This window comes from Cellulomonas sp. P4_D11 (assembly GCF_056401915.1).
The window spans coordinates 66,190-79,120 of sequence record NZ_JBFUIK010000017.1; the positions used below are offsets into that span (position 1 = coordinate 66,190).

The following is a 12,931-nucleotide window of genomic DNA, read 5'->3' on the forward strand; positions in this document are numbered from 1 at the left end:
GCCGGCTCCCCTGGCGGGTCGTCGACCACTTCGTGAGGGCTGTGACGGGCCTACCCGTCCGGTTCTACTGAGGCTTGGAGGCCTGTTCTTCCGGAGGCTCGCCGGTGATGGCCGGGTCGACGCCTGTGCCGCCCAGGGTAACGCACGCCTCCGGCCGGGCCTGCGCAGAATTTACGCGCGGTGCGCGACGACCGGGGGCAGCGCCGACCACGGGAACGTGATCCACCGGTCGGTGCGGCGCCACACGTAGTCGGGCTCGATGATCGACCGCGACTTGGCGTACAGCACCGCCGTGCGGGCCTCGGCGCAGTGGGGCGCCATGAGCCGGTGCACCAGGGCGAGCGTCTCGCCGGTGTCGGCGACGTCGTCGACGACGAGCGCCCGCAGCCCGTGCATCGCGTCCGTGTCGAGCAGCGGCGGGAGCACGACCGGGTCCGGCAGGCGCTCGTCGACGCCCGTGTAGAACTCGACGTTGAGCGTGCCGACGGCCTTGGTGCCCAGCGCGTACGCGATCGCACCGCCCGGCGGCAGCCCGCCGCGCGCGACCGCGATGACGATGTCCGGCACGAAGCCGTCGTCGACCACCGTCTGCGCCAGCTCGCGCGCGGCCGTGCCGAAGAGCTCCCAGTCGAGCACCTCCCGCTCCTTGGGGAGCTGCTGGCCGGGTGCGGTCTCCGTGGTCGCCATGCGACCAGCCTACGAGCGCCGGCGGCGCCCGCTGGATGCCGCGGGCATGATCGAGCGCGTGACCTCTCCCCTCGTCCTGCTCGACCTCGACGGCACCCTCATCGACTCGATCCCGGGCATCACGGCCTCCATCGCCGCCGCGTACCGCCGGTGCGGCCTGCCCGTCCCGACGCCCGCGGAGCTCCGCTCGTTCGTCGGCCCCCCGATCGGCGACAGCCTCCGGGCGCACGGCGTCCCCGACGACCGCGTCGGCGAGGTCGTCCGGGCGTACCGCGAGGACTTCGCGGTGACGGGCATGCACGACGCGACGGTGTTCGACGGCGTCCCCGAGCTGCTCGCCGACCTGCGCGGCGCGGGCTGCCGGCTGGTCGTCGCGACGTCCAAGCCGGAGGTGTTCGCCGTGCCGATCTGCGCTGACCTCGGCCTCACGCCGCTGATCGACGGCGTCTTCGGCGCACCGCTCGACGAGTCCGGCACCAAGGCGGACGTCATCGCCCGGGCGCTCGCCGCCGAGCCGCACGCGCCCTCGCCGGCGACCACGCTGATGGTCGGCGACCGCGAGCACGACGTGCACGGGGCCCGCGAGCACGGCATCGACTGCGTGGGCGTGACCTGGGGGTACGCGGCGCCGGGCGAGCTCGAGGCCGCGGGTGCCGTCGCAGTCGTGGGGACCGTCGAGGAGCTGCGACGCACGGTCCTGGCACGGCTCGGCGACGGAGTTGCTTCCCGGGCTTGACCTTGACGCTGCGTCAACTCCTACCGTGGACGGCATGGAGTCATCGATCCAGGAGGTCGCCCGGCTGACGGGCACCACGAGCCGCACCCTGCGGCACTACGACGCGATCGGGCTGCTCGAGCCCAGCCGCGTCGGCGACAACGGGTACCGCTGGTACGACGACCGCGCGCTCGTGCGGCTGCAGCGGATCCTGCTGCTGCGTGGGCTCGGGCTCGGGCTGCCCGACATCGGGCGCGTGCTCGGCCGCGAGCAGGACGAGACGGCCGCCCTGCGCGCCCACCTCGACTGGCTGCGCAGCGAGCAGCACCGGCTGGAGCGGCAGGCCGCCTCGGTCGAACGGACCATCACCGCACGAGAGAACGGAGGGCCACTCATGGCCGAGGACATGTTCGACGGGTTCGACCACACCGAGCACAAGGAGGAGGTCGAGCGCCGCTGGGGCGCCGACGCCTACGCCACGTCCGACGCCTGGTGGCGCGGCATGACCGACGACGAGCGCGCCGGGTGGAAGGCGACCACCGCGCGACTGGCCACCGAGTGGGGCGCCGCCGCGTCCGCCGGGGCGGATCCCGCGTCCGACGAGGCGCAGGAGCTCGCGCGACGCCACGTCGCCTGGCTCGGCAGCATCCCCGGCACACCCGGGCACGGGTCGACGCCCGTGAAGGAGTACATCGTCGGCCTCGCGGAGATGTACGTCGCCGACCCGCGGTTCGCCGCGAACTACGGCGGCGAGGAGGGGGCGAGCTTCGTCCGCGACGCGCTGCACGAGTACGCGGCGCGGCACCTCTGAGAGGTCCGGGGGCCGGCTACGTCGTGCTGCGGATCGAGCGCTGCCAGTCGGCGTGCAGCTCGGCGAACCGACCGCCCGCCGCGACCAGCTCCTCGGGCGAACCGTCCTCGACGATCCGGCCGCCCTCGATCACGAGCACCCGGTCCGAGCCCATGACCGTGGACAGCCGGTGCGCGATGACCACGGAGGTGCGGTCGGCGAGCAGGGTCTGCAGACCGAGCTGCACGAGGGCCTCCCCCGGGACGTCGAGCGAGCTGGTCGCCTCGTCGAGGATCAGCAGCGCCGGGTCCGCCAGGAACGCGCGCGCGAACGACACGAGCTGGCGCTGGCCGGCCGACAGCCGCACGCCGCGCTTGTCCACCTCGGTGTCGTACCCGTCCGGCATCGCCGCGATGAGGTCGTGCACGCCGACCGCGCGCGCGGCAGCCTCGATCTCCGCGGGCGTGGCGTCGGGCTTGCCGAGCGCGATGTTGGCGCCGACCGAGCCGGAGAACAGGTACGCCTCCTGCGTCACCATGACCACCGCCCGCCGCAGGTCGACGGAATCGATCTCGCGCAGGTCGAGGCCGTCCAGGCGCACCGCCCCCTCCCGCACGTCGTAGAACCGGGCGAGCAGCTTGGCGATGGTCGACTTCCCCGCGCCGGTCTCGCCGACGAGTGCGAGCGACTGGCCCGCGGGGATGTGCAGGTCGACGTGCGGGAGAACCGTCGGGCCGGTGCCGTAGCCGAACTCGACGCCGTCGAACCGGACATCGCCCCGGGCGGCCGTGAGCCGCAGCGGGTGCGTCGGCTCGGGCACCGTCGGCTCCTCCGCGAGCAGTGACGCGACCTTCTCGAGCGCCGCCGTGGCCGACTGGAACGAGTTGTAGAACATGCCGATCTGCTGCAGCGGGCTGAAGAACCGGCGCGCGTAGAGCACGGCCGCGACCAGGACGCCGACCTCGATCCCGCCGTCGAGCGCGCGCAGCCCACCCACGAGGAGCACCGCGGCCACCGTGACGTTGCCGATCAGGGTCAGGCCCGTGTCGAAGACGCCGTTGAGCCGGATCGACTCCGCGGTGGAGCCCCGGTAGTCCTCGGCCAGCCCGCCGTACACGGCCTCGACCTGCGGCTCGCGGCGGAACGCCTGCACCGCGCGGATGCCCGTCATGGTCTCGACGAACCGCACGATGAGCCGCGCCGCCGCCGTGCGCTGCTTGCGGTACTGCAGCTGCGAGCGGTGCTGGAACCAGCGGGTCAGCACCACGCCCGGGACCACCGCGATGAGCAGCACCAGGCCGCTGCGCCAGTCGAGCAGCACCAGCGACACCGCCGTGAACACCATCGCGAGCACGCTCGAGGCCAGCGTGGTGACGCCGCCGTCGAGCAGCTCGCGCAGCGCGTCGACGTCGGAGGTCTGCCGCGAGATGATCCGCCCCGACGTGTACTTCTCGTGGAACTCCAGGCTGAGGCGCTGCGTGTGCCGGAACACCCGGCGGCGCAGGTCGAGCAGCATCGTCTGGCTCACCCGGGCCGACGCACGGACGGTCGCCGCCGTGAGCAGGCCGCCCAGCAGGGCGGCCGTCAGGTACCCGAGCGTCGCGAGCGTGATCGGCCGGGCGTCGCCGGCGGTGAGCGCCGGCAGCGCCTGGTCGATGCCGTACGCCACGAGGGCCGGACCGGCGACCGCGGCGAGCTGCGAGCCCACCACCAGCGCGGCCGTCCACCACGCGGGCCCCGCGACGGGCCGCAGGAGGAGGCCGAGCAGCGCGAGCGAGCGGCGCCGGATCCGCCGGGACTCGGCCTTGGTGCTCTCGTCCTCGAAGCCCTCGGAGGTCAGGACGCTGGCGGTCGCGGTCATCGGTGCACCGCCGTCAGGTCGTCCGCGTCGTCCAGCGCCGACAGCGCGGTGAGCACGTACCGGTAGTGCGGGTGGTTGGTCAGCAGGTCCGCGTGCCGTCCGACCCCCGTGATCCGCCCGTCCTCGAGCACCGCCACGCGGTCCGCCAGGGCGACGGTCGACGGCCGGTGGGCCACCACGAGGGTGGTGGTGCCCGTGAGCATGTCGCGCAGCCGCGCCGTGACCGCGGCCTCCGTGGTGACGTCGAGCGCGGACAGCGGGTCGTCGAGCAGCAGCACGCGCGGCCGGACGGCGATGGCGCGGGCGAGGGCGACGCGCTGCCGCTGACCGCCCGAGAGGCTGAGCCCCTCCTCGCCGATCACCGTGTCGAGCCCGTCCGGCAGCCCGTAGGCGAATCCGGCCCGCGCCACGTCGAGCGCCTCGGTGACCAGCTCGTCTGCCTCGGGCCCGGTGAGGTCGGTGCCGAGCAGCACGTTCTCCCGCACCGACGCCGAGAAGAGGATCGGGTCCTCGAACGCGATCGACACGGCAGCGCGCAGGTCGGCACGCGTGAGGTCACGCACGTCGACGCCGTCGATCCGCACGCTGCCGGCGGTCACGTCGTACAGCCGCGGCACCAGCTGCAGCAGCGTCGTCTTGCCACTGCCGGTCAGCCCGACCAGCGCCATGGTCTCGCCCGGCTCGAGCACCAGGTCGATGCCCGCGAGGATGTCGGAACCGCCGCGCGGGTGCCCCTCGGCGTCGACGCCGCGCGGGTGCCCGAAGTGGACGCCGCGCAGCTCGACGCGCGAGCCCGCCGGGTCGGCGGGCGGGAGCTGCACGGGCGTCGCGGGGTCGCGCACCGCCGAGCCCGTGTCCATGACCTGCAGGTACCGGTCGGTCGCCGCCTTGGCGTCGAGCGTCATCGCGAGCAGCATGCCGAGCCGCTCCACCGGGCTGTTCACCACCGCCGCCGTGGCGAAGAACGCGACCAGCGCGCCGACGCTCAGCTCCCCGCGGGAGGTGAGCGCGACGCCGAGGCCCAGCGAGACCGCGAGGATCGCCTCCGGGATCGCGCTCAGGGCGAACGACACCCGGGACTGCGTGCTCGCCTTCTGCACCTCGACCGCGCGCAGGGCGGCGGCCTGCCGCGCGAAGTCCTCCAGGGCGTCGTCGCCGCGACCGAACGCCTTGAGCACGCGGATGCCGTGCACCGACTCCTCGACGGTCGTGGCGAGGTCGCCCGCCTGGTCCCGTGCCTGGCGCGCCACCACCTTGTAGCTCTCACGGAAGCGGAACCCGAGCCAGATCATGGGCACCGCGCCCACCAGGTAGACCAGCCCGAGCACCCAGCTGGTCCACATCATCAGCCCGATGCCGACGACGACCGTCGTGGCGCTGACCAGCAGCATCACGAGCCCGAACACCGTCCAGCGGCGGATCGTGCCGAGGTCCGACATCACGCGCGAGAGCAGCTGCCCGCCCGACCACCTGTCGTGGAACTCCACGGGCAGGTCGAGCAGGTGGCGGAACAGGTCGGTGCGCATGTCGCGCTCCACCGCGGTGCCCGGCGTGAGGATCAGGGCGCGCCGGCACCAGACGAGGAACGCCTCGAGCACCCCGAGCCCCAGCACGACGAGCGCGCCGATCACGACCCCACGCTGCGAGCCCTCGCTCAGCAGCGGTCCGTTGACGATCACGCGCAGCACCTGCGGCACCGCGAGGGCGAGCAGGCTCGCGCCGAGGGCCGTCAGCCCGCCGAGCACGATCCGCGGGAGCGCGGGCCGGGCCCAGTGGCGCAGGCGCAGAAGCACCCGGGTGGTGGACTCGGACGCCGCCGCCCGACCGGCGCGCGAGTCGCCGCCGGTGGGCGCAGGGCTGGGGGTGGGGGGTGCTGCGGGTGGAGCAGAGGGCACATCAGCACCCTACGTACAGGGTCCGACAGTTGCCCGACCGATCCGACCCTCGGGACGGTCAGCCGCCGGTGCGCACGATCCGGTTGTTGCTCGCCTGCGCGCGTGGCCGGACCACGAGCAGGTCGATGTTCACGTGCGCCGGGCGGCTCAGCGACCACGCGATGGCGTCGGCGATGTCGTCCGCCACCAGCGGCTCGTACCCGGCGTAGACGGCCGCGGCCCGCTCGCTGTCCCCGTCGAACCGCACCATCGAGAACTCCTCGGTGGCCACCGCACCGGGGGCGATCTCGATGATCCGGATCGGCTCGCCGAGGATCTCCCAGCGCAGCGTCGTCGCGAGCATGCGCTCGGCGTGCTTGGCGCCGACGTACCCCGCGCCGCCCTCGTACGTGCCGTGGGCGGCCGTCGAGGTCACGACGACGATGTCGCCGCCGTCGCCGTCGCGCAGCTGCGGGAGCAGTGCCTGCGTGACCCGCAGCGTGCCCAGCACGTTGAGCTCGTACATCTGCCGCCAGTGCTCGAGGTCCGACGACTCGACGGGGTCGAGCCCGAACGCGCCGCCGGCGTTGTTGACCAGCGCGTCGAGCGGGCCGCCCTCCGCCGCGTGCGCGGCGAGGCGCGCGACGTCCGCGTCGACCGTGACGTCCGCGACGACCGTGTCGGCGCCGGTCTCGGCGGCGAGCTCGGCGAGCCGGTCGCCGCGGCGGGCGGTCGCGACGACGTCCCAGCCCTCGGCGCGCAGCCGGCGGACCGTCGCGGCGCCGATGCCGGAGGAGGCACCCGTGACCAGGGCGCGTCGGGGCGTGCTCGTGCTCATGCAGGACTCCAGGAGGTGGTGGGGGCTACGCAGAAGGCTAGGCGACCTCGGCCAGCACCTCGGTCAGCAGGGCGAGTCCGGTCGCCGCCTCGTCGGCCGTGACCACGCACGGCGGGACGACGTGCACGCGGTTGTCGGCGAGGAAGGGGAGCAGCCCACGGGCCAGCGCGCCGGCCTTGATCCGGCCCATGAGGGCGGCGTCGACCGGCTCGCGCGTGTCCTGGTCCTTGACCAGCTCCACGGCCCAGAACACGCCGAGCCCGCGCACCTCGCCGACCAGCGGGTTCTTCTCGGCGAGCTCCGCGAGCCCCGGCCCGAGCACGTCTCGACCGATCGCGGCGGCGTGCTCGATGATGCCCTCGTCGGCCATCGCGTCGAGCGTCGCGACGATCGAGCTCATGGCCAGCGGGTGGCCCGAGTACGTGAGGCCGCCGGGGAACACCGTGTCCTCGAACGTCGCCTCGATCGCGTCGCTGAGGATCACCCCGCCCGCCGGGACGTAGCCGGAGTTGACACCCTTCGCGAACGTGATGAGGTCCGGGACCACGTCGAACCCGTCGAACGCGAACCACCGGCCCGTGCGTCCGAAGCCGGCCATGACCTCGTCGAGGATGAGCAGGATCCCGTAGCGGTCGGCGATCGCGCGGACGCCGGCCAGGTACCCCGGCGGCGGGACCAGCACGCCGGCCGTGCCGGGGATGGTCTCGAGGAGGATCGCCGCGACCGACGCGGGCCCCTCGGCCTGGATCACGCGCTCGAGGTGGCGCAGCGCGCGCTCGCTCTCCTGCTCGGGCGTGGTGGCCCAGAACTCCGAGCGGTACAGGTACGGGCCGAAGTGGTGCACATGGGCGCGCGCGAACTCGTTGGGCACGCGGCGCCAGTCCCCCGTCGCCACCACCGCCGCACCCGTGTTGCCGTGGTACGAGCGGTAGGCGGAGACGATCTTGTCGCGGCCGGTGTGCAGGCGGGCCATGCGGATCGCGTTCTCGTTGGCGTCGGCACCCCCGTTGGTGAAGAAGACGCTCGAGAACCCCTCAGGTGCGTGGCTGAGCACCTTCTGCGCCGCCCGGCCGCGCGTGAGGTTGGCCGTGGCCGGCGCCACCGTCGTCAGCGTCGCGGCCTGCTCCTGGATCGCCGCGACCACCTTCGGGTGCTGGTGGCCGATGTTCGTGTTGACCAGCTGGCTCGAGAAGTCCAGGTACGTCCGGCCGGCGTGGTCCCAGACGGTCGAGCCGAGCCCGCCCGCGATGACCATCGGGTTGAGGTGGGCCTGCGCCGACCACGAGTGGAAGACGTGGTCGCGGTCCAGCCGCAGCGCGGTGGCGTCGTCGTCGCTGGTCATGGGGTGCTCCTTCTGCTGGCCCGCGCGCGGGCGCCGTCGCCGACGCCCGCGCGCGAGGGGTCACTTGCCGCCGGCCTCGAGTGTGACGTCCATCGGCGTGAAGTCCTCGCCGGACACGTCGACGCCCTCGTCCTTCAGGTCCGCCAGGGCCCTCGCCACGTAGTCGTTCGTGTACGCGTCGGCGTCGGGCTCGGTGGTGATGACCGTCGCCCCCTGGTCGTTCTTCGTCTTGAGGGCGATGTCGACCGTCTGCTTCCAGGCGGCCTCGTCGATCCTGCCGATGCCGTCCGGCGACGGCCAGATCAGCTTGTTGATCTCGTTGGTCTGCCACAGCTGGTGGCTGTTGCCCAGCTGCGAGCCCTGGGCCACGACGATGTCCCGCGCCTTCTCCGGGTTGTCGCGCGCGTAGATCCAGCCCTTGAGGCTCGCCTTGATGAACTTCACCGTCTGCTCCTGGTACTCCTTGTCGCTCGCGAGCTTCTCGGAGTTGGCCCAGATGGCGTCCTGGAGCATCGCGGTGCCCTCGTCGTTCCAGTTGACAGCGGTGAAGTCGTCGGGCGTGTACAGCTCGCCCGTGTCGGGGTTCTCCGCCTCGAGCAGCTGCGCGTACTCGTTGTAGGTCATGGCCTGCGCCGCGTCGATGTCGCCCGCCAGGAACGCGTTCATGTCGAACTGCTGCTGGACCAGCGTGACGTCGGTGGCCGGGTCGAGGCCGGCCTTCGTCATGCCGGCGAACAGCTCGAACTCGTTGCCGTAGCCCCAGTTGCCCACCTTCTTGCCCTCGAGGTCGGCCGCCGTGGTGATGTCCTTGTCCTTGAACGCGACCTGCAGCGTGCCGGACCTCTGGAAGATCTGGGCGACGTCGGTGATGCCGGCGCCCTGCTCGCGCGACGCGAGGGCCTTGGGCACCCACGCGATCGCGTAGTCGACCGAACCGTCCGCGAGGACCGACTGCGGCACGATGTCGGTGCCGCCCTCGACTATCTGCACGTCGAGGCCCTCGTCGACGTAGTACCCCTGGTCGACCGCCGCGTAGTAGCCGGCGAACTGCGCCTGGGTGAACCACTGCAGCTGCAGCTTGACGGGGATCAGCACCTCCGAGCTCATCGAGGGTTCGTCACCCGCGTCCCCGCCGTCGTCGGAGCTGCATCCGGACAGGACGAGCGCGGCGGTGACGCCGACCGCGGCCGCGCCCCACGCAGTACGCCTGGTGAGTCTCATCGTCAATCCTCTCGTTGGCTGTGCTGTGCGGTTGTTCGGCCCTCCTGGCGGCGATGGCAGGCGGACGTTCTAGCCCCCTTGGCGCCTCGCGACGGCCCGCTCGAGCGCGAGCGTCGCGAGGTAGAACACGAGCCCCAGCAGGATGGCGCCGAGGACGAAGGCCCAGGCCCGGGCGTAGGCGCTGTTCGACGCCGCCGACGTGATCCGGGAGCCGAGGCCGTTCTGCAGGCCGCCGAAGTACTCGGCGACGATGGCCGCGATCACGGCCGTCGAGGACGCGATGCGCAGGCCCGTGAAGAGGTACGGCAGCGCGCCGGGGATGGTGACCGTCCGGGTGATCTGCCGGGGCGTCGCGGCGTAGGCCCGGAGCAGGTCGCGGTGGACCGGCTGCACCTGGCGCAGGCCGCGCAGCGTGTTGACGAACACGGGCGCGAAGACGACGACCGAGACGACCAGCCGCCGCGGGGTCGTCGACGTGGTGCCGAACATCGTGTTCAGCGCCGGCGCGAGCGCGACGATCGGCATGACGCTCAGGGCGGCCGCCGTCGGTGACAGCAGCGTGTCCGCCATCCGGCTGCGCGCGGCCACGATCGCGGCAGCGATGGCCACCACGCTCCCGACCACCAGCCCGACCAGCACGTTCAGGCCGGTGGCGAGCGCGGCCTGCCAGACGAGCGGGACGACGAGCAGCAGCTGCTCGACGATCGCCGTCGGGCTCGGCAGGAGGTAGGGCTTGATCCCGGTGCCGACGACGATCGCCTGCCACACCACGAGCGCGACGACGCCGAGCAGGACCGGGGCGAGCCAGCGGCGGACGGACGCGGCGGTCATCGCGCGTCCATCCCGCGCACGGCGACCGGGGTGCCGTGCAGCGCCTCCCGGACCGCAGTGACCGCCGCGAAGAAGGCGGCGTCCTCCCGCAGCCCCTCGCCGCGGTCGGCCCCGAGGTCCACGGGCACGACGGCGCTGATCCGGCCCGGCCGCGGCGACATGACGACCACCCGCTGCGAGAGGAACACGGCCTCGGGGATCGAGTGCGTGACGAACACGACGGCCGCGCCGCTCTCGGCGCAGATCCGGACGAGCTCGGTCTGCATCCGCTCCCGGGTCATCTCGTCGAGCGCCCCGAACGGCTCGTCCATGAGCAGCAGGCTGGGCCGCTCGGCCAGCGCCCGGGCGATCGCGACGCGCTGCTGCATGCCGCCCGACAGCTGGTGCGGGAAGTGGCCGGCGAACTCGCTCAGGCCGACGAGCTCGAGCAGCTCGGCCACGCGCGCCGCGCGCTCCGCCTTGCCGACGCCGTGCAGCTCGAGCGGCAGCTCCACGTTCGTGGTGACCGTGCGCCACGGGAGCAGCCCGGCCTGCTGGAACGCGATGCCGTAGTCCTGCGCCTCGCGGGCCTGCTGCGGGGTCTTGCCGAACACGGTGATGGCGCCGGACGTCGGGACGTCGAGGTCGGCGACCAGCCGCAGCAGCGTCGACTTGCCGCAGCCCGACGGCCCGATCAGGGACACGAACTCCCCGTCCGCGACCGTCAGGTCGATGCCGTCCAGCGCGGTCACCTCGCCGGAGCGGGAGGAGAAGACCTTCCCGACGCCCCGGGCCTCCACGGCGTTCTCTACGCCGACGCGTTCCCTGTTCATCTGACCTCCGCGTAGCGGTAGCGGCCCAGGCCGAGCCCGAGCAGGGACACGAGGCCGGCGGCGAGCAGCCCGAGCAGTGCGGCCGCGATGATCGCGGCCCACGGCTTGGCGGGATCGCCGCTGGCCGACTGGGCGTAGCCGATGATCAGGCGGCCGATACCGCCCTTGGTCCCGGTGGACACCTCGGCGACGATCGCTCCGACCACCGCGGTCGCCGCACCCAGCCGCAGCGCGGGCAGCAGGTACGGGACGCTCGCCGGCAGCCGCAGCGAGATCATCGTGCGGCTCCAGGTCGCCGCCAGGGAGCGGTAGAGCTCGACCTGGGCGGCCGCGGGCGACTGGAAGCCCCGCAGGGCGCCGATCGTCACCGGGAAGAACGCGAGGTAGCTCGCGATGAGCGCCACCGACATCCAGCGCTGCCACTCGAACCCGCCGAGGTGGATGCGGCCACCCCAGCCGACCACCAGCGGGGCGAGCGCGATGAGGGGGACCGTCTGGCTCAGGACGACCCACGGGACGAGAGCGGACTCCGCGAGCTGCGACCGCTGCATGAGCGCCGCGAGCAGCAGGCCCCCGACCGAGCCCAGCAGCCAGCCCGCGAGCGCGACGCGGAGCGTGAACCAGCACGCCGCGAGCATCGCGCTCAGCACCGTGGGCGAGCCGGTGGCCGACGTCTCGGGCTGGAGCACCCGCCGGCCGATCTCCCAGACGTGCGGCATCGCGACGTCGTCGGTGCGCGGCAGCAGGCTCGCTCCGCCCAGGTGACCGCCCGTGTCCGGGACGACGACCTTGACCAGCTCCCACAGGACGGCGAGGACGAGGACCGCGACCACCCCGACGGCGATGCGTCTGCCGACGTGCCCACGGCCGGCGCGCACGGCGACGGGCACCGGTGCGGTGCGCTCCGGCGCGAGCGTCGTCGCGAGATCGGTCATGCGGTGGCCACGACCGGCGTCGCCAGCGCGGGGATGACGTGCTCGCCGTACACGCGCATCGTCTCCTCCTTGTTGTCGTGCTGGAGGTACCCCGCGAACTGCGTGACCCCGAGCTCCCGCAGGGCCTCGAGGCGCTCGACGTGCTCGCTCGCGCCGCCGAGGATGCAGAAGCGCTCGACGATCTCGTCCGGCACGAACGCGGCATGCGTGTTCCCTGCGCGGCCGTGCTCGTTGTAGTCGTAGCCCTGCCGGCCCGCGATGTAGTCGGTGAGCGCCTTCGGCACCGACGAGTCCGCGCCGTACCGGGCGACGATGTCGGCCACGTGGTTGCCGACCATCCCCCCGAACCACCGGCACTGCTCGCGCATGTGCGCTCTGCTGCCGGGCGAGTCCTCGCCGATGTACATCGGGGCCGCGACGCAGAACTTCACCGCGTCCGGGTCCCGGCCGGCCTGCTCCGCGGCGTCCCGCACCACCTTGATGGTCCAGGCCGCGATGTCCGGGTCGGCCAGCTGCAGGATGAATCCGTCGCCCACCTCGCCCGTGAGCTTGAGCGCCAGCGGCCCGTAGGCGGCCACCCAGATGTCGAGCGCCGACCCCCGCGACCACGGGAACTGCACCTTCGCGCCGTTGATCTCCACGGCCCGGTCGTTGGCCAGCTCGCGGATCACGTGCACCGACTCGCGCAGGGTCGCCAGGTTGGACGGCTTGCCGTGCAGCGTCCGCACGGCCGAGTCGCCGCGCCCGATCCCGCAGATCGTCCGGTTGCCGTACATCTCGTTGAGCGTGGCGAACAGCGACGCGATGACCGTCCAGTCCCGCGTGGCGGGGTTGGTCACCATGGGCCCGACCATGACCTTGCGCGTGGCCGCGAGGATCGCCGAGTAGATGACGAACGGCTCCTGCCAGAGCAGGTGCGAGTCGAAGGTCCACACGTGGCTGAACCCGTGGGTCTCCGCGAGGCGGGCCAGCTCGACCGTCCGCGACGCGGGCGGGTTCGTCTGCAGGACGACGCCGAAGTCCAT

Annotated in this window: 12 protein-coding genes; 2 read left to right on the plus strand and 10 right to left on the minus strand. The window is 72.9% G+C overall.

What is annotated here, in order from left to right:
• Nucleotides 1-171: 171 nt before the first annotated feature.
• A complete protein-coding gene (locus AC1DT4_RS12480) occupies nucleotides 172-687 on the minus strand; it encodes a phosphoribosyltransferase (RefSeq protein ID WP_477090111.1) in 516 nt (171 codons plus the stop codon).
• A gap of 58 nt (nucleotides 688-745) precedes the next feature.
• On the opposite strand from AC1DT4_RS12480, the gene AC1DT4_RS12485 reads away from it, so the two are divergent.
• Nucleotides 746-1,423, plus strand: a complete 678-nt coding sequence (locus tag AC1DT4_RS12485; RefSeq protein WP_477090112.1) for an HAD hydrolase-like protein — start codon at nucleotides 746-748, stop codon at nucleotides 1,421-1,423.
• Between the two features lie 34 nt (nucleotides 1,424-1,457).
• Nucleotides 1,458-2,213, plus strand: a complete 756-nt coding sequence (locus AC1DT4_RS12490; protein WP_477090113.1) for a MerR family transcriptional regulator — start codon at nucleotides 1,458-1,460, stop codon at nucleotides 2,211-2,213.
• 16 nt (nucleotides 2,214-2,229) lie between these two features.
• Here the strand turns inward: AC1DT4_RS12490 and AC1DT4_RS12495 are convergent, their stop codons facing one another.
• From AC1DT4_RS12495 to AC1DT4_RS12535, 9 genes are all read right to left on the minus strand, one after another.
• A complete protein-coding gene (locus AC1DT4_RS12495) occupies nucleotides 2,230-4,053 on the minus strand; it encodes an ABC transporter ATP-binding protein (RefSeq protein ID WP_477090114.1) in 1,824 nt (607 codons plus the stop codon).
• Nucleotides 4,050-5,948 (minus strand): ABC transporter ATP-binding protein, encoded by a 1,899-nt coding sequence (locus AC1DT4_RS12500; RefSeq protein WP_477090115.1) that lies wholly within the window; start codon nucleotides 5,946-5,948, stop codon nucleotides 4,050-4,052. Before AC1DT4_RS12500 ends, AC1DT4_RS12495 begins: the two co-directional genes overlap by 4 nt.
• Nucleotides 5,949-6,006: 58 nt before the next feature.
• Entirely contained in the window at nucleotides 6,007-6,765 is a 759-nt protein-coding gene (locus AC1DT4_RS12505) for an SDR family oxidoreductase (RefSeq protein ID WP_477090116.1), read from the minus strand.
• A 37-nt stretch (nucleotides 6,766-6,802) separates the two neighbouring features.
• Complete coding sequence (locus AC1DT4_RS12510; protein WP_477090117.1) at nucleotides 6,803-8,107, minus strand: aminotransferase class III-fold pyridoxal phosphate-dependent enzyme; 1,305 nt, start codon at nucleotides 8,105-8,107, stop codon at nucleotides 6,803-6,805.
• A gap of 60 nt (nucleotides 8,108-8,167) precedes the next feature.
• A complete protein-coding gene (locus tag AC1DT4_RS12515) occupies nucleotides 8,168-9,328 on the minus strand; it encodes an ABC transporter substrate-binding protein (protein ID WP_477090118.1) in 1,161 nt (386 codons plus the stop codon).
• A gap of 69 nt (nucleotides 9,329-9,397) precedes the next feature.
• Nucleotides 9,398-10,159 (minus strand): ABC transporter permease, encoded by a 762-nt coding sequence (locus tag AC1DT4_RS12520; protein WP_477090119.1) that lies wholly within the window; start codon nucleotides 10,157-10,159, stop codon nucleotides 9,398-9,400.
• Entirely contained in the window at nucleotides 10,156-10,971 is an 816-nt protein-coding gene (locus AC1DT4_RS12525) for an ABC transporter ATP-binding protein (RefSeq protein ID WP_477090120.1), read from the minus strand. The genes AC1DT4_RS12520 and AC1DT4_RS12525 overlap by 4 nt, the downstream gene beginning before the upstream one ends.
• Entirely contained in the window at nucleotides 10,968-11,906 is a 939-nt protein-coding gene (locus AC1DT4_RS12530; RefSeq protein ID WP_477090121.1) for an ABC transporter permease, read from the minus strand. The genes AC1DT4_RS12525 and AC1DT4_RS12530 overlap by 4 nt, the downstream gene beginning before the upstream one ends.
• The gene (locus AC1DT4_RS12535) at nucleotides 11,903-12,931 is read right to left on the minus strand and encodes a TIGR03842 family LLM class F420-dependent oxidoreductase (RefSeq protein WP_477090122.1); all 1,029 of its coding nucleotides are present in this window, start codon (nucleotides 12,929-12,931) and stop codon (nucleotides 11,903-11,905) included. The genes AC1DT4_RS12530 and AC1DT4_RS12535 overlap by 4 nt, the downstream gene beginning before the upstream one ends.

Excerpts from the sequence above, each read along its gene's own strand:
- AC1DT4_RS12480 (WP_477090111.1), bottom strand. The coding sequence starts at position 687 with ATGGCGACCACGGAGACCGCACCCGGCCAGCAGCTCCCCAAGGAGCGG.
- AC1DT4_RS12490 (WP_477090113.1), top strand. The coding sequence starts at position 1,458 with ATGGAGTCATCGATCCAGGAGGTCGCCCGGCTGACGGGCACCACGAGC.
- AC1DT4_RS12495 (WP_477090114.1), bottom strand. The coding sequence starts at position 4,053 with ATGACCGCGACCGCCAGCGTCCTGACCTCCGAGGGCTTCGAGGACGAG.
- AC1DT4_RS12505 (WP_477090116.1), bottom strand. The coding sequence starts at position 6,765 with ATGAGCACGAGCACGCCCCGACGCGCCCTGGTCACGGGTGCCTCCTCC.
- AC1DT4_RS12510 (WP_477090117.1), bottom strand. The coding sequence starts at position 8,107 with ATGACCAGCGACGACGACGCCACCGCGCTGCGGCTGGACCGCGACCAC.
- AC1DT4_RS12515 (WP_477090118.1), bottom strand. The coding sequence starts at position 9,328 with ATGAGACTCACCAGGCGTACTGCGTGGGGCGCGGCCGCGGTCGGCGTC.
- AC1DT4_RS12520 (WP_477090119.1), bottom strand. The coding sequence starts at position 10,159 with ATGACCGCCGCGTCCGTCCGCCGCTGGCTCGCCCCGGTCCTGCTCGGC.
- AC1DT4_RS12525 (WP_477090120.1), bottom strand. The coding sequence starts at position 10,971 with ATGAACAGGGAACGCGTCGGCGTAGAGAACGCCGTGGAGGCCCGGGGC.
- AC1DT4_RS12530 (WP_477090121.1), bottom strand. The coding sequence starts at position 11,906 with ATGACCGATCTCGCGACGACGCTCGCGCCGGAGCGCACCGCACCGGTG.
- AC1DT4_RS12535 (WP_477090122.1), bottom strand. The coding sequence starts at position 12,931 with ATGGACTTCGGCGTCGTCCTGCAGACGAACCCGCCCGCGTCGCGGACG.